Here is a 20,710-nt window from a genome sequence, read left to right as displayed (position 1 = left end):
TAACTAAGTATGAGGGTTTACCAAGTCACACGTAATTCTCGACTATTACGCTTTCTTTGAGCCTTTAGACTTAAAACCATTATGCGGGAACACGTTACGAATACGTTGCTGTACGTTTTTAGGTACATCTTTAGTGAACTTAAGATTGTAGCCCGAGCGTTTTGCATACACTTTTAGCTCACCTTTAAAGGCGTTGTTATGACCAATCTCTTGAAGGTTGTGCTTAAAGCTCGGTGGAAGATGCCCTTTAACTTGTTCGATCGCCCCGTCGCTAAATTTAATTTTCAATACCGGTCGATCGACTGCTACTAACCAAAAAACTAACACCGCACCGATTAAGATTACGTACATCATAATGTCACCACTACTGTTGATGGTTATTTATCGTCAGAAAGGAGCTTGCTTAAGTCTTCTTTAAGGCTGGTCACTGTCTTACTAGCCTGTTCACTACGAGACGCTTCGCTAACCAAATACTCTATGGCGTCAGAAAGCGTACAACCTAGCTCATTCGCTCGTTGAGATAGTTTTTCCCATACACGATAATCAAGGTCGATTGATTTCTTCTTGGTGTGAACTTGTTCAGCATTGAAGTGGCGCTTTCGCTTAGCCCTGATCGCTTGTTTAAGCTTGTTATCGAGCTCAGGAGACATGTTGTTAGAGATCCACTCAAGAACACCCGTAGGCTGGTGTTCCAACTTCAATAAGGCTTGAACAGCAACGTCAGCTTCACTTGAATCAATATGGCAAGTGATCGATTCACCTTCTTTCCATTTTTTGACCAGATAGTTCCATTTCCAACCACATTCCAAGTTTTCAAGTTGCTGATATTTCATGTCTAATCTCGAGAGTTAATCCTAGTGACAGCGTAACCCAAAATAGGCTATTTAACAATTATTGTCTTGAAAGAATAGACCAAGATCATACTTATATTAGCTTAGTGATTAGTAACTACAACATAGAGCTACAAGCGAGATCGGTTTTTCTATATACTCCCTACCTCATTATCATAATCAGAAACTTAAATGACTCAAGTAGATTGGCGACATGTTACGCCTCAGTACGACGAATATAGCGCTCAATTAGAGCAATTCCCTGACATCTCGCCTTTCCCGTTTTCAGATATTCAACATAGATTCAAAGATGCGCTAACCCGCTTTGTCCGTTTGTCTAACCTTTCGCGTGTGTTACTTGTAAACGCTCCAGACAACTCGATCTATCGTCAAATGATTGTTGAATCTCTAGTCACTGCTTTAGATGATCACACTCTACCGGTTATAAAAACTGAGTCTTTAAATGCTGTCTCTCTGTTTGACCAAGTTCAATCGAAAGACGGTAAGGTTGTTGCAACAAAACCTGGCCTACTGGCTAGAGCAAACAATGGCTATCTGATCGTTTCAGCAAACTTGATCTTGGCCAACCCAGGAAGCTGGTTACTGCTTAAATCAGCACTGCTTGGTGAAGCCGTAGAGCCTATCAGCAGCAATCCAGAGCACTTGAACCAATCCCCGACTTTGCCTTTGACTTACAACATTAAGTTGATTGTCGTTGGAGACAGAGCTCAACTAGGTGACCTTGATTACCTGGACAGCGATATTCAAACCGGTTTTTGCCTATTTAGCGAAATTGAACAAGATATCAAGCTCTCTGAAGAGACTTTGACTCAATATCTTGGTTACCTTAAGTGGCTTCAACAACGCTATGAATTGCCAACCATCACGCAACAAGCGTTGACGGGCATTCTCACGGCCGGAGCAAGAGAGACTGAAGATCAGAGCTATATTCCATTATGCCCTATTTGGCACAATGCGTTATTGAACGAAGCTCTGATTGAAGCCGACAATGGTGAGATTGATATTCACCATATCCAACAAGCTCAGCAGCACAAATACAACCGTGAATCTTATCTACCAGAACGCGCCCTTGATGATATTCGTGATGGCCAAGTCATTATCGAAACTGAAGGTGAACAAGTTGGTCAAGTTAATGGATTGACGGTCATCGATGTACCGGGACACCCAATATCGTATGGTGAACCTGCACGAATCTCCTGTGTTATTCACTTTGGTGATGGTGATATTGCCGATGTTGAGCGCAAAGCCGAACTTGGTGGTAATCTTCATGCTAAAGGCATGATGATCATGCAAGCATTTGTGAGCAGCGCACTAAACCTTGAAGATCCGTTACCATACGCAGCTTCCGTAGTATTTGAGCAGTCTTACTGCGAAGTAGATGGCGATAGTGCTTCTCTTGCGGAGTTGTGTTCTCTGGTGAGTGCTTTGTCTGAATACCCTATCAATCAACAAATTGCGGTTACTGGTGCAGTAGACCAATTTGGTCGTGTACAAGCGGTTGGTGGGCTAAACGAAAAAATCGAAGGCTTCTACCATGTGTGTAAGCACAATGGCTTAACTGGCGAACAAGGCGTGATCCTTCCAAGATCGAATTTAAGGCACCTTGCACTGAAGCCAGACCTTATTGAAAGCATTAAGAATGAAGAATTCCATATTTGGTCTGTGTCTAATGTAGATGAAGCAATTCCTCTTATTATGAACAAACCATTTAGAGACGATGAACAAGAAAGCGTTCTGAGCAAAATCGCGGAACGTATTGAAAACTTTGAAAGACATGAGCACCCTATTGGAATTGTTGGACGCATTAAAAACTGGTTTGTCTAGTACTGATCGGACTTGTTTAGCGTACACCTGTTCACTAATATGCACCTATCAAAAATCGGAGTAATTGATAATGCAAAACAAACGTGATTCTTACACTCGCGAAGAGCTTCTAGCATCAAGCCAAGGCGAACTATGGCCACAAGGCCCTCAACTACCAGCACCGAACATGCTAATGATGGATCGCATCACTAAAATGTCTGAAACTGAAGGTGATTATGGTAAAGGTTTAGTTCTTGCTGAGCTGGATATTACTCCTGACCTATGGTTTTTCGATTGCCACTTCCCAGGTGACCCTGTAATGCCTGGTTGTCTAGGCCTCGACGCAATGTGGCAGCTTGTTGGCTTCTACCTTGGTTGGGTTGGCGGCGAAGGTAAAGGTCGTGCTCTAGGGGTTGGCGAAGTGAAATTCACTGGTCAAATTCTGCCTACAGCGAAAAAAGTAACTTACGAGATCCACATGAAGCGTGTTGTTAACCGTCGCCTAGTTATGGGTCTTGCGGATGGTCGTGTACTTGTTGATGGCAAAGAGATCTACGTTGCTAAAGATTTGAAAGTTGGCCTTTTCCAAGATACGTCAGCATTCTAATCTAATAGTTAGATTTTTAATAAAGCAGCCCATGGCTGCTTTATTTTCACTCCAATAAATTTAGTTATAGTGCATTAAGGTAATCCCGTATTAAGTGTGAAACAGGATAACTCCACCAGCGATACGTTTATGAGAACAAAACTATAATGCTATATGTAGTTCTGAGAATGCTTTATGCCCTTTAAAACTAACAAGGCTCTATAGATGTAATCAACTATAGAGCCTTGACCTTGAATTCTTTACGCCCTATCTACTTATAGAGACCTGATTGCTTATCATCCTTGGCGTCACGCCATCCACCTAACCAATAAGACCGAGAATCCATTTGGCTATATGGGCAAGCTTCTTGCGACCGTCCATTTAAACCAGCCTTGTAACCTTGAGATTGTGCTCGTTCTAGTCGATCACGCTTTTGTCTCTTCATAGTGCAGTCCTCATACGGGTGTTCCATTTACTAACATACAATGATTACAACTTTGCGGAGTTTTTGTGACTCCAACTTTAAGAATCGATCAAATTTTCACTTTTCTCAAGGCGAAAAAAAGCCCGAGTTCAGAATTGTGAACTCGGGCTCAAGAGATAAAATTATTTAAATTTTCTACGGAACCCTAACAGACCAAGCACAGTCAAAGTCAACCAACCTAGGCTACCACCTTGACGATCGACTTTCTCTGAATCGGCACTACGAGCTTGGATATCAGCTTTAGTCGCACCGGTAATTGGAACGAGCTTAACCGCGACAACCTCTTCTACTGCGTTAGACGCAGCGCCACCACAGTATGAGTTGTGAGAAGTTGTGTCATACGGTTGAGTAGTTCCCCCAACTGTACATTTGATAGCAGTAGCCGAGATTACACCAGCATCGTTAATGTCAGTAGCATCAATAATTCGGAACTTGTTGTTCTCTCCGGAAACATTACCATCATTTGTTAGATCATCTAACCACCAAGCCTGACCGTTAAAGATGTCTACACGACGAGCTTCCGTTGATGAGGACACGTTATAAGGATATATAAAGCCTCTGTGTCTTCTTTCACTACCATCAACCTCACGAGTGGTTTCTGCATCTATTTGGCCAACAAACTCATTAAAGTTGTTAACTGCTTTAGCTTCACCGCTCGAACCGCCGAAGAAGATACCACCAGACAAATACGTTGCTGTCGGGTTTTTAGCATCCGTTACAACGAAAATCTTGTTACCAGCACTACCACTCTCTGGCACATAGCCATTACGCTTAGAATAACCAACAGCGAACAAGTTATCGTTAATGTCAGTCGCTACAGAGTTACTGTATCGAGCATCATCGTTAGATGAACCAGACTTAACCTCTGCACCGCTAATCTGTTTAGTTGTCCATGTTGCGCTGGTAAGGTCTAGTGAATCGCTCACAAAAACACTGGCATTCATGTCTTGTAGGTCGCCATTACCATCTGCTGTATTATAGCCAACACCATAGAAAACAGAGTTTGATTCAACAATTGAACGCATACTGCCTTGGGCAAAGTATTCATCTTGTTGAGCATTTCCACTTCTGATCCAATCAATCTCTTTTGTTGTAGTACCATCCCAGATAGCAGCTTTTGAGCTAAATGTTGTATCCGAAGTGTCTGTTTTTGGACCTGCCGTAGATACACTACCTACATTATAAACAGTACTGTTGCTTGCCGTAATCGCTTTCCATGCACGAGTTTCAGAGGTGCCAGTAGGCCCAGCCGTCGTCGTAAACATCGCATTATTACGGATACCACCTTCAGATTTAACACCTAGTGGTTGAGCATTATTATCTAGAGAGTTAATGACCGTATTACGAGTGTCAAATGTCGCGCCGCCTTCAACAAATGCTTTTGCATTGACGTAAGTTAGGTCGAACCTTTCCTTACTCCAAGTATCATTCCAACGGTTTTGCGCCCAACTCTCACATGTAGAGTATCTTAGCTCTCTATAACAATAGTTTTCGAAATCATCGAACTCTTGGATGTATTGGAACGGAGCGTCCATCGCGAATGGTACTTCTTCACGATAACTTACAGCCTCGACCGTATTGCGAGTTTCACCAGCTAATTTAAAGCTGTCACATGCAACGCTACCAACAGTGCCGGTAGTAAAACAACTTTCTGTTCCGGTTACCGTCGCAGGCTGAATAGCTACACCAAAGATTTCAGATGCACCAGTAATCGAAGGCGTTACCTCAACTACCTTGTAAAGTGCAGCGTTGGCATTAGTTGCAGCCAAAACTAGAGCTGCAACTGTAGTTAATTTAAATTTAGTACAAGTCATTATTACTTCTTAACTTTCCTGTTGTAGTGCCTCGAGCTCTTCCCAGCGCTCAAAAGCAACTTCAAGCTCCTGCTCTGCTGCAGATAGCTTATCTAAAACTGGTTGTGTCTGCTCTACAGATTTTGAAAAGAAGCTTGGATCGTTGACTTCTTCCTGGAGAGTTTCAATTTGAGTTTCCAATTCTTCTAAACGCATTGGTAGCGCTTCTAGTTCTCGTTGTAGCTTATACGATAACTTCTTAGGTTTAGCCTTAACTGGCGCAGTTTTGGGAGTTTCCTCAACTACTTTCTCAGGCTTTGATGGCTTTTCAACCTGTCGGTACTCTAATGCTTGCTTTCTTTGTTGCTGAGCGTCGTGATAGCCACCAACGAATTCTTCAATCACACCATTACCTTCGAAGATCCAACTTGTCATAACCGTGTTATCAACAAACTGACGATCGTGGCTCACTAAAAGAAGCGTACCCTGATAGTTGGCAAGCAAATCTTCTAAAAGTTCCAAAGTTTCGATATCTAGATCGTTGGTTGGCTCATCGAGAATCAATAAGTTGTTCGACTTAAGGAAGATACGAGCTAATAACAGACGGTTTTTCTCACCACCAGACAGCGCTTTAACAGGAGTACGAGCACGTTTAGGCGAGAATAAGAAATCTTGTAAGTAACTTAGCGCATGACGCTCACGACCACCTACAGTGACTTCTTGCTTACCATCCGCTAGGTTATCAATTACGGACTTCTCAGGGTCTAGGATTTCGCGGTATTGGTCGAAGTAAGCGACTTCAAGTTTAGTACCGCAATGTAGACGACCTGAATCTGGCTTAAGCTGATCAAGAAGCAGTTTAAGTACCGTACTCTTACCACAACCGTTAGGTCCAATCAGAGCGATACGATCGCCACGCATAATGTTGAAGCTGAAGTCTTTAACAATCTCTTTGCCTTCGAAGCCAAAGTTAATGTTCTCGGCTTCAAATACAATCTTGCCTGAACGCTGGCCATCGTCGATTTGGATAATAGCTTTACCTTGCACTTCACGACGGTTCAAACGTTCTTCACGTAGCTTCTTAAGCGCACGTACACGGCCTTCGTTACGAGTTCGACGAGCTTTAATACCCTGACGAATCCATACTTCTTCCTGAGCAAGCTTCTTATCGAATTCCGCGTTCTGCATCTCTTCAACACGTAGCGCTTCTTCTTTTTCAACTAGGTAGTTTTCGTAATCGCCAGGGAACGAGCTCAACTTACCACGATCAAGATCAACAATGCGTGTTGCCATCGATTTGATGAAAGCACGGTCATGCGAGATAAAGATAATTGAACCACGGAAGTCTTTCAGGAAGCCTTCTAACCATTCGATTGTCGCTACATCCAAGTGGTTAGTCGGTTCGTCTAGAAGTAAAACGTCTGGGTCACATACAAGTGCACGGGCAAGTGCCGCTTTACGTTGCCAACCACCAGATAGATCCGTCAGTTTTGTTTCAGCAGTCAGCTTAAGTGCCGCCAATACATTACTTACGCGATCTTCAAAGCGCCATGCATTCGCGTGATCCAGTTGCTCTTGAACGCGAGTAAGGCGGTTTAGGTTCTTTTCACTCGGGTCAGTACCGATGAGATCCAGAAGATCGTGATAGATCTTCAACTGTTCACCGATTTCCGCTAGGCCACCAGCAACGTAATCATAAACGGTGCCTTCTTCATTACGCGGTGGATCTTGCTCAAGGCGAGATACAACCACATCCTGTGTGATTTGCATCTTACCGTCGTCCATGATGATGTTCCCAGACAGGATTTTCATCAATGTAGACTTACCAGCGCCATTGCGCCCTACCAAACACACACGTTCGTTTTCTTGCAGCGCAAAGTCCGCACGATCTAATAACGGGTGATCGCCAAACGCTAATTGCCCATTATGAATTGTAAGTAATGCCATTTTTCTTTAACCAATCATTAAGTTCTAACAAGCCAAATGGCCAGTTAAGCTCTGAGCTTTGAGAAAGGTCAGAGCTTTCAAATTTGAGCACAGGAATAGTGACCCCGTAACGGGAAAAGAGCTCATCATCAAATGCAATGTCGACAACGTTGACGTGATGGCTAATGTTTAACTGTTCCGTGAGTTGGAATGCCATCTCACATAGATGGCACCCTTCTGTACTGTAGAGAGTCAGCACTATATATCCTTATACAATCTCTTAACTACTTATGAGTAATCAACCAGCAGTTATGAATGTGCTTATTGCGAGAGAAGTCCAATGGAAGCGTCTTAGCAGAGATGTTCTGAGCTTTAAGGCCTAACGCTTCTAGACCTTCTAGATCCATTTTGAAGTGACGTTTGTTGTTAGAGAACACAATCGTGCCTTCTTCACGAAGAAGACGCTTGAGGTTTTCCATCAACTGAATGTGATCACGTTGAACATCGAAAGATTGATCCATACGCTTAGAGTTTGAGAACGTAGGTGGATCAATAAAGATCAGGTCGTAAGAACCCTGCTCTTTAACCAACCACTGTAAGCAATCAGCTTGAACAAACTGATGTTGACGACCCACACGGCCATTAAGCTCCATGTTCTGCTTTGCCCACTCAAGGTAGGTATTCGACATATCAACCGTTGTTGTAGAGCGCGCGCCACCGACAGCAGCATGAACAGATGCACTACCCGTGTAAGCAAACAGGTTTAGGAAATCTTTACCTGCAGCCATCTCACCGATACGACGACGAGTGATCTTATGATCTAGGAACAAGCCTGTATCTAGGTAATCATGAAGATTAACAATCAGCTTAACACCGTATTCGTTCACTTCTAGATTAGATGAGTCTTGAGCCATCTTCTGGTATTGAGAACGGCCTTTCTGCTTCTGACGAACCTTAAGAACCACGTTGTTTGCTTCAACGCCCGTTACTTGAATAGAAGCACGGATAATATCGGTTAGACGACGTTTAGCCTTCTCTTCCGGTACATCTTTAGGCGCTGCGTATTCTTGAATCACAAGATGACCTGGGTATACGTCAATCGCTACATTGTATTCTGGTAAGTCAGCATCGTAGATACGGTAACAATCTAGTTGCTCTTTCTTAGCCCACTTGCCAATTTTACCGATGTTCTTTTTAAGACGGTTTGCGAAGTCAGGAGCAATCAGCTGTTCTTGTTCGCCCGCTGGACGTTCTGACATCGGACGATCTGAAATTGAGTAGTTCTTTTGGTGACACGGTAACGCACCATTATTCAATTTGAACTGTTTGTCTGCACGCATGCGTAGGCAGCTAAGTAGTTCGTCTGAACTAGAGAAGATAGACGCGTTACAACCGCCAAATTCCGCTTTAAGCTGCGCGCCGAATGCCGTGTAAAGTGCAATTAGGCCCGGCTCTGTACCTAGACGCTCACCATAAGGTGGGTTAGAAACAATCACACCATCAGTAAACTCGGTAGGACGCTTAAGTTTTGCAGCATCACCTACTTCGAATTCAATCAACTCTTCAACACCAGCACGACGAGCATTATCACGCGCCGTTTTGATCATGCGTTCATCATTGTCATAGCCATAGAACTTACATTCTACTTTCTTGACACCACGACGGCCTTGAACGTTTGCTTCAGCTTTAACTTCAGCCCAAAGCTCTGGTTCGAAATCTTCTAGTGATTCAAAACACCACTTCTGGCGTTTAACACCTGGAGCCATGTTTGCAGCCATCATTGCCGCTTCAATCACTAACGTACCTGAACCACACATAGGATCTAGGAAAGGTTTAGTCGCATCCCAACCACTACGAAGAAGAATCGCTGCAGCAAGTGTTTCACGTAGAGGTGCGCGACCTGATTCTGGACGGTAACCACGTTGATGCAGACCGCTACCCACCATATCAACACCAAGAATCGCTTTATCACGGTGTAGACGAACGTGAATTCGAATGTCTGGGTTCTCTTTGCTGATAGAAGGACGAGGCAAAGACTTCTTCTCAAAGCAATCAACAACAGCATCTTTTACTTTCATCGCACCGTATTGGCTATTGCGGATTTCGTTGTTCGTACCATTGAAGTCAACAACAAAACGCTTTGAGCTATGGAATTGATTTACCCAGTTAACCGCAGTGGTTGATAGGTACAAATCCATGTCGTCCATACAAGTGAATTCAGAAAGGACACGTACAAATCGAGAAGCCAAACGGCTCCACAAACAACAACGATAAATTTGCTCATTGGTGGCTTTGAATTTAACACCTGCTTGAACAGGTTTTGCGTTTGTAATCCCTAGTTGGGTTAGTTCTTCAACTAATAAATTCTCAAGGCCATTTGAGGTAACCGCTAGATATTGATTCATAGTGTTCTTTTATTGATAAAAATGAGCTCGATTATACCTGAATTTGTTACTAGAGCATCACACTAAACTCGTCTTTTCATTGAATCTTTCTTCTAACTGGCTAGCAAACGCACAGTGTTGAAGCGATCGCTTACCCACATCCCCTTAGAACATAAGACTTATCAAACCAACAAGATTCATGACCAAATACCGACCAAAGCGATAATGTGAATTTATATTCACCTCAAAATTGGTATATACCAAATGAAATTTAAGGGTGAAACTTAGCTACAAAATGGCAAAAACAGGGAATAAAGATGGGTAAATTACACTTCTGGCGATAAAAACAGGCAGAAATTAAGGCGAAAAAATAGTCGCAAGTTCACTATTTAAATGGTTAAGCAGTGATGTATTTATCAGGATGAGGTTTTTTAGGCACAAAAAAATCGGCTAATGAGCCGATTTTGGGGAAGATTTGACAGGTTGATGCGTTGCGATGGTGTGAGAAATGATGGATTAGATTGAAGGCTAACCGACCATCGCAATGTGCGTTTGATGAAGAATAGCGTTCGCGTCTATCATTCTATCGTGCATGACCTTAATCGAGTCACCAAAGCGTAACCCTTTTGAAGGTGTAAGCAGAAACTCTTCTAGGTCGACAAATGCACATAGGCTCGCACACTCTCCCACTTCTAATACAATGAAATACCCTAAGCTATGCTCGTTATTCATTTGTACGATATCCCCTTCTTGAGGATATTCGTGGCCAGCGCCCTGTGAGTCGAAGAACCAACTCTTAGGCTGTACAGGCTTGTGGAAGCGCTTTGCTGCCACGCAATAAAGCGCGAGTTCAGCTTGGCGAGGCTCAGACAGTTCTAAGCCAGAAATTTGTTCTTTGAAGGTTTGGTATGAAGATGCGTCATCAACGGTGAATTCATTATCTCTAAACGCGCAGTCCACCAGCTTATTGCGGACCAGATTCGTTTTGAAAATCATATCCTCTCCGAGGTTTAGCATTAATGAACATTGCTGCTCATCGTAATACCAACTCCATGTATCGCTAGGTTTAAGCATCATTTCGTCTCACACTGTTGAACCATTCCATTAGGTAAAACGCAAAATTACCTTCAATTACAGTAATTTTACTGAGCAATAGGCAAAAAAAAAGAGGAAATGAATTCCTCTTTCTTATCGCTTTTCTCTACAACTCAGTGAGTTACAGTGTCTCTTTTAGTAAGACGATGCCAGATTGTCGCTTTTCAAGAATAAAGCAATTTTCAGCTTATAGATTTTTAACGATATCGCCAACTAGGCCTGGGCCTTTGTAGATGAAACCAGAGTAAACCTGTACAAGCTTAGCGCCCGCCATCATTTTCTCTTTTGCAGCAACATACGAGTCAACACCACCTACTCCAATGATCGGCAGTTTGTCACCAAGCTCTTCGTGAAGTTTACGAACTACTTCAGTACTGCGAGATTGAACAGGACGTCCACTTAGGCCACCCGCTTCATCGCAATGTTTCATGCCTTCAACGATTGAACGATCCAATGTTGTGTTTGTTGCGATCACACCATCGATCTTATTTTTGATCAATGATTCACAAATTTGGCTAATTTCGTCGTCGCTTAGATCCGGAGCAATCTTAAGAGCAAGAGGAACATATTTACCATGCTTCTCTTCCAGTTCAGATTGTTTCGTTTTAAGTTCAGACAACAGATCGTCTAGAGCTTCGCCGTATTGTAGAGAACGAAGTCCTGGAGTATTTGGTGAAGAGATGTTCACTGCAATGTAACCAGCGTATTGATATACCTTCTCCATACAGATCAAGTAATCTTCAGCGCCCTTTTCAATTGGTGTGTCTTTGTTCTTACCGATGTTAATGCCTAAGATGCCGTCGTAGTTCGACTTCTTAACATTCTCAACAAGGTTGTCGACGCCTAGGTTGTTAAAGCCCATGCGGTTGATGATACCTTCAGCTTCAACAAGACGGAATAAACGAGGTTTGTCGTTACCCGCTTGTGGACGTGGAGTCACTGTACCTACTTCTACGAAACCAAAGCCCATTGCGCCAAATGCATCAATACATTCGCCGTTTTTATCTAGGCCGGCAGCTAAGCCAACTGGGTTTTTAAAAGTAAGACCCATGCACTCTACAGGTCGGTGAGGTAATTGTTGGCGATACAAAAGATCAATAGGTGTGCCTGTGAAGCGCTTGAAATTTTGAATTGCAAGATCATGTGCCTTTTCGGCATCAAGTTGGAAAAAGCCAGTTCTGGCTAGACGGTAAAGCATTGTGCCTCCGATAGAAAAAAGCCCCGTATAAACGGGGCGATATTATTTACTTATTTACCCAACTATTCAATCTATTACTGTCTGTAAGGGTAAGATAATCGAGTTTGCTAACGAATGAGGTTCTTTATTAAGCAAACGTTATCGTTTCTTCAGGTTATTAACTCACTTCTTGCCTCTACCACATTACGGCCACCAGCTCACTTAACAACAAACGACGTGTGCGTCGAGATTGACCCTTCAAAAATCGTTAGACCAATGGCTCCCACTTTACCGAAACGAAAAAGGCAGACCTTATGGCCTGCCCTTATTTTTTTCGTTTTATCTAGTGACTAGTCTTTCGACATGCAGTTTAGATTCAACAGCATCAATTCACGCAATGCTACTGAGAACTTAGCAAACTCATGAACCGAACCCACTTTGAATTCGTTTAAGATGCTTTCCCAACGATGTAGGGAAACAGAGTTACTTTCCATCCAGTCATCAAGCGCTTTAATTACATCGATGTCTGAAGCACAACCACAGTTAAGTACTTGGCCAGTTAACTGACGTTGCTGCCAATCCAGATCTTCTCTGAATGCTGCACGCGCCAGTGCTTGCCAGTTGTTGTCTACAGCTTGGCCATTGATTTGCTTCAAGAACCAGTGCAGTGATAAACGGTCGCCTAGGTTGAAGTAAAGCTTAGACGCTTGTTGTACTGTTTTACCGGTTTCACGAGCCACTGTGGATATATCCAGTGCTGAGTACAGGCTAGACAAACGAGCCACGGAATTAGCCAGCTCAGCGTTTACACCTTGGTCAATCCATAGTTGAGCCATTGCTTTATGCTCTTCTACTTCTGAAGCCACTAGGTTTTCATCCAGCTTTTCCGTAATAGCGACTACATCACCTTGGTAAAGCTCAATCAATGCATTCACTGACTGCTTACCCGCACGGTTTCTTAGTAACCAGCGTGCTAGACGACGAAGCGTACGACGCACATGGTAAAGCAATTCGTACTGAGCTTCAGAACTAGAGATGTTGTCCAGTTCACGGATGCTCTTCAATACCTGACCCAGGCCGTAGATTTCACGTGATGCTGCGTAAGCATTCGCAATATCAACAATGTTTGCGCCCGTCTCTTCTTGCAAGCGAGTCACGAAGTTACAGCCCATCTCGTTAACCATTTGGTTAGCAAGCGCAGTCGCAATGATTTCTGCACGAAGTGGATGGTTATCCATGTGCTGAGAATAGTTACGGCGTAACTCTGTTGGGAAGTATTGCATCAGTTGTTGAGCATGGAACTCATCATTCGCAATATCATCGCTCACAAGATCTTCTTTTAGAACCATTTTTCCGTAAGCGATCAATACCGACAGCTCAGGCCTTGTTAATGCTTGGCCTTGCTTCTCACGCTCTAGAAGCGTTTCGTCATCTGGGATGTATTCCAAACCACGATCTAAGTACCCTGCTTTTTCCATTGTGTGGATAAAGCGGATTTGCTCTTTCACTAAGCCAACACCTTGATGCTCAGTAACAGAGATAGACTCAGCTTGGCAGTAAGCGTCGTCTAGTACGATTTCGCCGACTTCGTCTTCCATCGACTCAAGAACTTGGTTACGTTGCTTAACGGTTAGATCACCGTTAGACACCAAGCCATTCAAGAAGATCTTAATGTTAACTTCATTATCCGAGCAATCTACACCACCAACGTTATCAACAAAGTCAGTATTAACTCGACCGCCCGTTAGAGCGTATTCAATACGACCCAGTTGAGTCATACCCAAGTTACCACCTTCACCAACAACCTTAGCTTTCAGGTCACGGCCATCAATACGTAGCACGTCATTTGCACGGTCACCCACATCAGTATGAGTCTCGCTAGAAGACTTAACGTAAGTACCGATACCACCGTTCCAAAGTAGATCAACCTGCATAGACAAGATCGCTTTGATCAAGTCATTGGGTGCCATTGATGCTTTCTTGGTACCCAGCATTTTCTGAATTTCAGGCGTTAAAGAGATAGACTTCGCTCGACGAGAGAAGATGCCACCACCTTGAGAAATCAGGTCTTTATTGTAATCCTCCCAACTAGAGCGAGGCAGATTAAACAGACGATCACGCTCTACCCAACTTGACGCTGATTCTGGATTAGGGTCTATGAAGATATGCATGTGGTTAAACGCAGCTTGTAAGCGAATGTGCTTAGATAGCAGCATACCGTTACCAAATACGTCACCCGCCATATCACCCACACCAATGGCAGTGAAGTCCGTGCTTTGACAGTTGATGCCCATTTCACGGAAGTGACGTTTAACAGATTCCCAGCCACCTTTCGCCGTGATACCCATAGCTTTGTGGTCGTAACCGTTAGAACCACCCGATGCAAACGCATCACCTAACCAGAAGTTGTACTCTTCAGCTACTGAGTTCGCTAGATCTGAGAATGTCGCTGTACCTTTATCGGCAGCAACAACCAAGTACGGGTCATCTTCATCGTGACGAACAACACTATTAGGTGGGATAACCTCACCTTCAATGATGTTGTCTGAAACGTCTAGCAATGCACGAATGAATCGCTTATAACAACGTTGACCTTCCGCGAAGATCTCATCTCGGCCAGACATAGTGTGTTGACGCTTACAAACGAAACCACCTTTAGCACCTACTGGAACGATAACCGTGTTCTTAACTTGTTGCGCTTTAACTAGGCCTAGAATCTCAGTACGGAAGTCCTCTTGACGATCTGACCAACGTAAACCACCACGTGCTACTTTACCGCCACGTAGATGGACACCTTCAATGTCTGGTGCGTAAACGAAGATCTCAAACGCAGGAACCGGCGCAGGGATATCTGGAATCTCGCTTGGTCTCATTTTCAGAGCCAACCAAGGTTTAGACTGCTTGTTCTCGTCTACTTGGTAGTAGTTAGTACGAAGCGTTGCAGTGATCATTTCCATGTAGCGACGAATGATACGATCATCATCCAAGCTTTCCACATGATCCAACTGCTCAGTGATCTTCTTAATAAGATCTTGTTGGCCTTTTGCGCTGCCCTTCAGTTTCGGGTCAAAACGCTTGCCGAATAGGCTCACTAACCCTTTCGCTAACTCTGGGTAATGAGACAATGTGTCTTCAATGTATTGTTGGCTGAATGGGAAACCCACTTGACGCATGTAACGAGCATAAGCACGTAAAATTGAGATTTCACGGCCAGAAAGACCAGCGCCAAGTACCAAACGGTTGAAACCATCGCTGTCTAACTCACCCGCCCAAATTGCTGCGAACGCTTGTTGGAAAAGATCGCGCGCTTCGCGAAGATCGATAGTCTTATCGCTCTTGTGCAACATCGAGAAATCAAGGATCCAGTATGTCACACCATTAGTTTTACGCACTTCATAAGGTGATTCACCGATAACGCGTAGGCCGAAGTTTTCAAGCATTGGCATAACATCAGAAAGGTGAATTGGCTCATCGCTGTGGTAGAACAACTTCAAACGAACTGCTTTAGAATCTGCCGCCTCTTCTTGAGGACGGTAGAAAAGCATACCCAATTTGTTGTCTTCACTTAGTGCTTCTAAACGTTCAATATCCGCAACTGCAGAACCTGGCATCATGTCTTCTTTGTACGAACGTGGGAATGCACGCATGTACTCTTTCGACAATGGAAGCCCTTTGCTCTCACCGAAGTTTGCAATGATTGATTCAGACAGGCGGTCATCCCACGTAGACGATACTTCCATTAAATTTTGCTCAATTGTTTTCACGTCCACATCCATGTTGTTGTTATCAACACGAACAATATAGTGCGTTCTCGCCAGTGGGCTTTCAGAGAAGTAAGTTGTGAATTCAACCTCTTCTTCACAACCAAAGTACTGCTTCAAGATGCGCTGGGTTTGGCGACGAAGCTCAGTGTTGTAACGATCTTTTGTTACGTAAACCATGCAGCTAAAGAAACGGCCAAACGGGTCTTTGCGAACGAACAGACGCAGAAGATCGCGATCTTGCATTTGTACTACGCCAGTACCCACTTCAAGTAACTCTTCTTCTCGAGCTTGAAGCAATTCATCACGTGGGTAGTTTTCAAGAATGTTGTGCAGTGCTTTGTAAGAGTATGAACCCTCACGGTAACCACTCGCGTCTAAGATTCGGTCTACTTTCTCACGAACAAGAGGAATCGTTTCAACGGTTTGGTTATAAACAGCAGACGTGTAAAGACCAGTAAAGCGGTGCTCACCAATGACCTTACCGTTCTTATCGAACTTCTTAATACCGATGTAATCGTTGTAAGCTGGGCGGTGAATGCGTGAAGCCGTGTTGCCCTTGGTTACAATAAGTACATAAGGCTTTTTCGCTTCAAGGCGTGCCGAATCAGAAAACTCAGACAACTTAACGTTACGTACACGATCTGAATTCGCAAACAAACCAAGACCTTGCTCCTTGGTCGGTTGCAGTTCAGTGTCGCCGTTAACTGAAACTAGGTCATATTCCTTATAACCCATGAATGTAAAGTTGTGTTCACCTAACCAACGAAGAAACGCCAACGTTTCATCAAAACGTTGGCCATCTACAGGAATGCTCTCTTTCTGCTTTTCTACTTGATTGGTTACTTCTTCAAGTCTTTCAACCATCTTCAACCAATCGTTCACAACTAAGCTAGTATCGGTAAAGATATCCAGTAGCTCCGTTTTAAGCGCTGTCATTTCAGCTTTACTGCTAAGACGGTCTACTTCGATATGGAAAAGCGATTGGAATGCACCTTCGTTATTGCTAACACCGACAACACTGCCCTTATCTGAGCGAGAGATTTGTGTTGGGTTATGAAGCATAAGGTGAGAAGAAAGGTCTAGGCGAGTAAGTGCCATTTTTACAGAATCAACAAGGAACGGACTGTCTGGAACGACTATCTCAACGATAGTATGAGTAGACTGCCAACCTTGACGACTTACCGTCGGGTTGAAAACGCGTACAGAGATTTCGTCGGCTTTCTTTTCATTGATGTGATGCCATAAGCTAACTACAGCACCATATAAATCGGATTCGTTTCTCTGAGTTAGATCGTCGTGAGAAACGTTACTAAACAAGTGTTGAGCAAGTTGAGTTACGAGAGGTCGATGAGCAAGGTCAAGTTTGTCTTGAATCAGCTTGTAAACTTTTTCAAGTAAAACTGGAACCACAGTTTCACGTGCGGTCATAGTCACACTCCACAATTAGAATTATATTTTATTATTAGGGGGATCACTTAAGCTAGTGTTTGAAACGTGCCGCTGAGCGCTTTTCTACTAACGAGTTAAGCAAAGGTAATGCATTCATTTATTGTAAAAGCATTATTGAAAAATAGTTAATTGTTTTGGAGGTGGTAAGAGGTGAAATGTTTGATTATGTGATTAAGATTCCTTTTAACTCACTAGGCACGCCAAGGTTTACAGAGCTTCCAACTTAATAAACTTATTTTTTTGGTCAGTTGTCAGCCTAAACTGCCCTCTAACCCCTATTTGTGTAAGAAATGGTCTGAATCGAGTTGCAGGTAACTGTAAACGTAAACCTGTTGTTGTTATCACTTGAACTTTACTTGCCGCACCAGAATAGCTGGCTAAAAACTGCTGATATGAGATGTTAAGTTGGAAAATATAGCGATTCATACGATACCTGTATAAATATACAGTGCCAGTATTTTTGGGCACTTGACGATGTCTGACTGTGAAACCTAGCTTGAAACTGAACTTGAAACTGCTCTAGCTTATCGAAAATTCGATGAACCAGAAACAAAAAATCAGTGGCAGATATTCTCTACCACTGATGACCTTTCGTTATAGCAAACAGTTTATTAGTAAACCGCTTATTAGCAAACAGTTAGCTGAATGAGCTGCTGCTGACTTAAGCCTCTAGTGCTTTCGTCACTTTCTCAAACAAGTCTTTTGCTAGGTTGTCCATGTTCTTTAATGTCTCTAGTTCTTTTTTGATAAGAGCTTGACGTTCATCATCGTACTTACGGAACTTAAGTAGCGGGTCAATCAGACGTGAAGCTACTTGCGGGTTGCTGCTGTTCAGTTCACGTAAGATTTCTCCTGCAAACTCATAGCCCTGACCTGACTTGTCGTGAAACTGAACCGGGTTCATGTTTAAGAATGAACCGACCAAGTTACGGGTACGGTTCGGGTTCTTCAAACTGAACGCTTGGTGCGACATCGACGCTTTGATCACTTCAAGTGCGTTTGAACTTGGGTTTGTACCTTGCAATGCAAACCACTTATCCATAACAAGACCATCGTGTTTCCACTTGTCACTGTAATCCGCCATTAAGGTTTCACGACATGCGAGTTGCGCACTGTTTGCCGCGCCCATTGCAGCCATGGTGTCAGTCATGTTGTTTGCTTGCTGGTACATTGCAACAACTAAATCGTTACCCTGCTCTGTATGTGCTAAGTAACTTAGGCAAACTTTACGTAGAGTTCGCTTACCAATCGAGTCGTGATCGATCGTGTATTCCGTTAGTGCGTGGCTGTGATAAACCGCCGCTAATTCGTCTTCAAGTTCTGCAGCTAATGTAACTTTCATCGAATTAAGAACTGATGCGACCGCATCAATATCAACACGCTCGTACCAACCCGATACTTCATTGTGGCTTGGTAAAGAAAGCATTTCTGCAATAAACGCAGGCTCTAGTGAATCACTCAGTAGTACGCCACGGAATGCATCAACAACAGAATCAGAAAGCTCAAACGCTTGACCCTGTTGAACCTTCTCAACGTTGCTGCGAATGTACTTCGCCAATAGCATTTGACCAGCATCCCAACGAGAGAATTCATTGCGAGCATTCACCATCAAGAAGATCAGCTCTTCATCTGAATAATCGTATTCCAATTTTACTGGAGCAGAAAATTCACGAAGTAATGATGGGATCGGTTGCTCAGAAACGTTTTCAAACACGAACGTTTGCTCTGCTTCTTTCACATCTAATACGTTATGAACTGATTTACCGTTACATTGTAACTCAACAACTTCACCCGTAGCCGTGTATAACTCAATATCAAGAGGAATATGCAGAGCCTGCTTTTCCGTTTGCTCATGAGTTGGCGCTGTTACTTGGCGAGTTGTTAACGTGTACTGCTTCTTCTCTGCGTCGTACTTACTTTCAACAGACAGCGTCGGCGTGCCAGACTGGCTATACCATAAACGGAACTGAGTTAGATCAACACCCGATGCATCTTCCATTGCCGCGACGAAGTCTTCACATGTTGCAGCAGTACCATCGTGACGTTCAAAGTAAAGCTTCATGCCTTTTTGGAAACCGTCTTCACCTAACAATGTATGGATCATTCGGATCACTTCACTGCCCTTTTCGTACACTGTCAAAGTGTAGAAGTTATTCATTTCTATCACTTTTTCTGGACGAATTGGGTGAGACATTGGGCTCGCATCTTCAGCAAATTGTGGGCCGCGGATAATACGAACATTGTTGATTCGGTTGACTGCGCGAGAGCCAAGATCAGATGAGAACTCTTGGTCACGGAATACCGTTAAGCCTTCTTTCAAGCTTAGTTGGAACCAATCACGGCAAGTCACTCGGTTACCGGTCCAGTTATGGAAATATTCGTGACCGATTACCGCTTCGATACCTAGGTAGTCTGTATCCGTTGCAGTTTGGTCGTTCGCTAAAACAAATTTCGAGTTGAATACGTTCAGGCCTTTGTTTTCCATCGCACCCATATTGAAGAAATCAACGGCTACGATCATGTAGATGTCTAAGTCGTATTCTAAGTTGAAACGCTCTTCATCCCACTTCATTGAGTTAATCAAAGAAACCATCGCGTGGTTAGCTCTGTCTAGGTTTCCTTTGTCGACAAAGATTTCTAGGTCAACGTTACGACCAGATTGCGTGGTGTATGCGTCACGAAGTACATCAAAGTCACCCGCAACTAGTGCAAACAAGTACGCTGGTTTTGGATGTGGGTCTTGCCACTTTACCCAATGACGACCATTTTCTGCTTCACCTTCGTCTACACGGTTACCATTACTTAATAAGAACGGGTTCTCTGCTTTGTCTGCGATTACCGTTGTGGTGAATTTCGCCAATACGTCTGGGCGATCCATGTAGTAAGTGATACGACGGAAACCTTCCGCTTCACATTGAGTACAGAAAGCACCACCTGATTTGTACAGGCCTTCAAGTGCGCTATTCCCTTCGGGGTTAACTTCCGTAACGATGGTTAGAATAAAATCTTTCGGTAGAGCATTCAGTGTCAGTTGAGTTTCAGACTGCTCATACTGCGCCCACTCCGTGCCTTCTACCAAAACAGAAACCAGCTTTAAGCCTTCACCATCAAGAACTAAGGTCGAGCAATCTTTCTCTTGCTTAACACTAGACACAGCCGTAATGATGGATGCTGAATCGTACAAATCGAAAGTAAGATCGATTTCAGAAATAGTGTGAGATGGTGATTGATAATCTTTACGATACTTGGCTTGAGGTGTATGTGCCATGACGGGTTCCTTTTGATCGTTATGCGTAATTATTTTTTAACTGTCTATATCTAAAGGTTGAGCGCCAATAAAACAAGGGGAATATTAAAAAAAGGAGGCATTGTAGGAAAATGCCTCCATGTTTTGCTAT

At 43.4% G+C, this 20,710-nt stretch carries 14 protein-coding genes; 2 read left to right on the top strand and 12 right to left on the bottom strand.

Annotation, left to right across the window (positions count from 1 at the left end; all coding sequences use genetic code 11):
* Window positions 1-45: 45 nt before the first annotated feature.
* Window positions 46-354 carry a DUF3634 family protein gene (locus ATB74_RS08345; RefSeq protein ID WP_061017903.1) on the bottom strand — a complete coding sequence of 103 codons (309 nt, stop codon included), beginning with the start codon at window positions 352-354 and terminating at the stop codon, window positions 46-48.
* Between the two features lie 23 nt (window positions 355-377).
* On the bottom strand, window positions 378-833 hold the full coding sequence (gene matP, locus ATB74_RS08340; protein WP_010440786.1) for a macrodomain Ter protein MatP: 456 nt from the start codon (window positions 831-833) through the stop codon (window positions 378-380).
* 189 nt (window positions 834-1,022) lie between these two features.
* Between matP and ATB74_RS08335 the strand changes: the two genes are divergently transcribed.
* Both ATB74_RS08335 and fabA read left to right on the top strand, forming a co-directional pair.
* Entirely contained in the window at window positions 1,023-2,675 is a 1,653-nt protein-coding gene (locus ATB74_RS08335; protein ID WP_048615970.1) for an AAA family ATPase, read from the top strand.
* 70 nt (window positions 2,676-2,745) lie between these two features.
* On the top strand, window positions 2,746-3,261 hold the full coding sequence (fabA, locus tag ATB74_RS08330) for a bifunctional 3-hydroxydecanoyl-ACP dehydratase/trans-2-decenoyl-ACP isomerase (protein WP_017059675.1): 516 nt from the start codon (window positions 2,746-2,748) through the stop codon (window positions 3,259-3,261).
* 250 nt (window positions 3,262-3,511) lie between these two features.
* On the opposite strand, the gene rmf is transcribed toward fabA, so the two are convergent.
* From rmf to pepN, 10 genes are all read right to left on the bottom strand, one after another.
* Complete coding sequence (gene rmf, locus ATB74_RS08325; RefSeq protein ID WP_017059676.1) at window positions 3,512-3,685, bottom strand: ribosome modulation factor; 174 nt, start codon at window positions 3,683-3,685, stop codon at window positions 3,512-3,514.
* A gap of 161 nt (window positions 3,686-3,846) precedes the next feature.
* The gene (locus ATB74_RS08320) at window positions 3,847-5,538 is read right to left on the bottom strand and encodes a DUF3466 family protein (protein WP_061017902.1); all 1,692 of its coding nucleotides are present in this window, start codon (window positions 5,536-5,538) and stop codon (window positions 3,847-3,849) included.
* Between the two features lie 9 nt (window positions 5,539-5,547).
* Window positions 5,548-7,464, bottom strand: coding sequence for an ABC transporter ATP-binding protein (locus tag ATB74_RS08315; RefSeq protein WP_060982080.1), 1,917 nt, complete (start codon window positions 7,462-7,464; stop codon window positions 5,548-5,550).
* Window positions 7,442-7,702: a glutaredoxin family protein gene (locus ATB74_RS08310; protein ID WP_019823251.1), complete on the bottom strand. Its 261-nt coding sequence runs from the start codon at window positions 7,700-7,702 to the stop codon at window positions 7,442-7,444. Before ATB74_RS08310 ends, ATB74_RS08315 begins: the two co-directional genes overlap by 23 nt.
* Before the next feature lie 25 nt (window positions 7,703-7,727).
* On the bottom strand, window positions 7,728-9,848 hold the full coding sequence (gene rlmKL / locus ATB74_RS08305; protein ID WP_061017901.1) for a bifunctional 23S rRNA (guanine(2069)-N(7))-methyltransferase RlmK/23S rRNA (guanine(2445)-N(2))-methyltransferase RlmL: 2,121 nt from the start codon (window positions 9,846-9,848) through the stop codon (window positions 7,728-7,730).
* Between the two features lie 507 nt (window positions 9,849-10,355).
* Window positions 10,356-10,904, bottom strand: coding sequence for a cell division protein ZapC (locus tag ATB74_RS08300; RefSeq protein WP_017059680.1), 549 nt, complete (start codon window positions 10,902-10,904; stop codon window positions 10,356-10,358).
* A gap of 205 nt (window positions 10,905-11,109) precedes the next feature.
* Window positions 11,110-12,120 carry a quinone-dependent dihydroorotate dehydrogenase gene (pyrD, locus tag ATB74_RS08295; RefSeq protein WP_017059681.1) on the bottom strand — a complete coding sequence of 337 codons (1,011 nt, stop codon included), beginning with the start codon at window positions 12,118-12,120 and terminating at the stop codon, window positions 11,110-11,112.
* A gap of 329 nt (window positions 12,121-12,449) precedes the next feature.
* Complete coding sequence (locus ATB74_RS08290; protein WP_061017900.1) at window positions 12,450-17,291, bottom strand: NAD-glutamate dehydrogenase; 4,842 nt, start codon at window positions 17,289-17,291, stop codon at window positions 12,450-12,452.
* Between the two features lie 228 nt (window positions 17,292-17,519).
* A complete protein-coding gene (locus ATB74_RS23740) occupies window positions 17,520-17,738 on the bottom strand; it encodes a DUF2835 domain-containing protein (protein WP_004733645.1) in 219 nt (72 codons plus the stop codon).
* A gap of 235 nt (window positions 17,739-17,973) precedes the next feature.
* A complete protein-coding gene (pepN, locus tag ATB74_RS08285; protein WP_061017898.1) occupies window positions 17,974-20,580 on the bottom strand; it encodes an aminopeptidase N in 2,607 nt (868 codons plus the stop codon).
* Between the last annotated feature and the right edge of the window lie 130 nt (window positions 20,581-20,710).

The organism is Vibrio splendidus (assembly GCF_001557875.1).
Lineage (GTDB): Bacteria > Pseudomonadota > Gammaproteobacteria > Enterobacterales > Vibrionaceae > Vibrio > Vibrio splendidus_F.
This window is presented reverse-complemented; position numbering and strand designations above follow the sequence as displayed.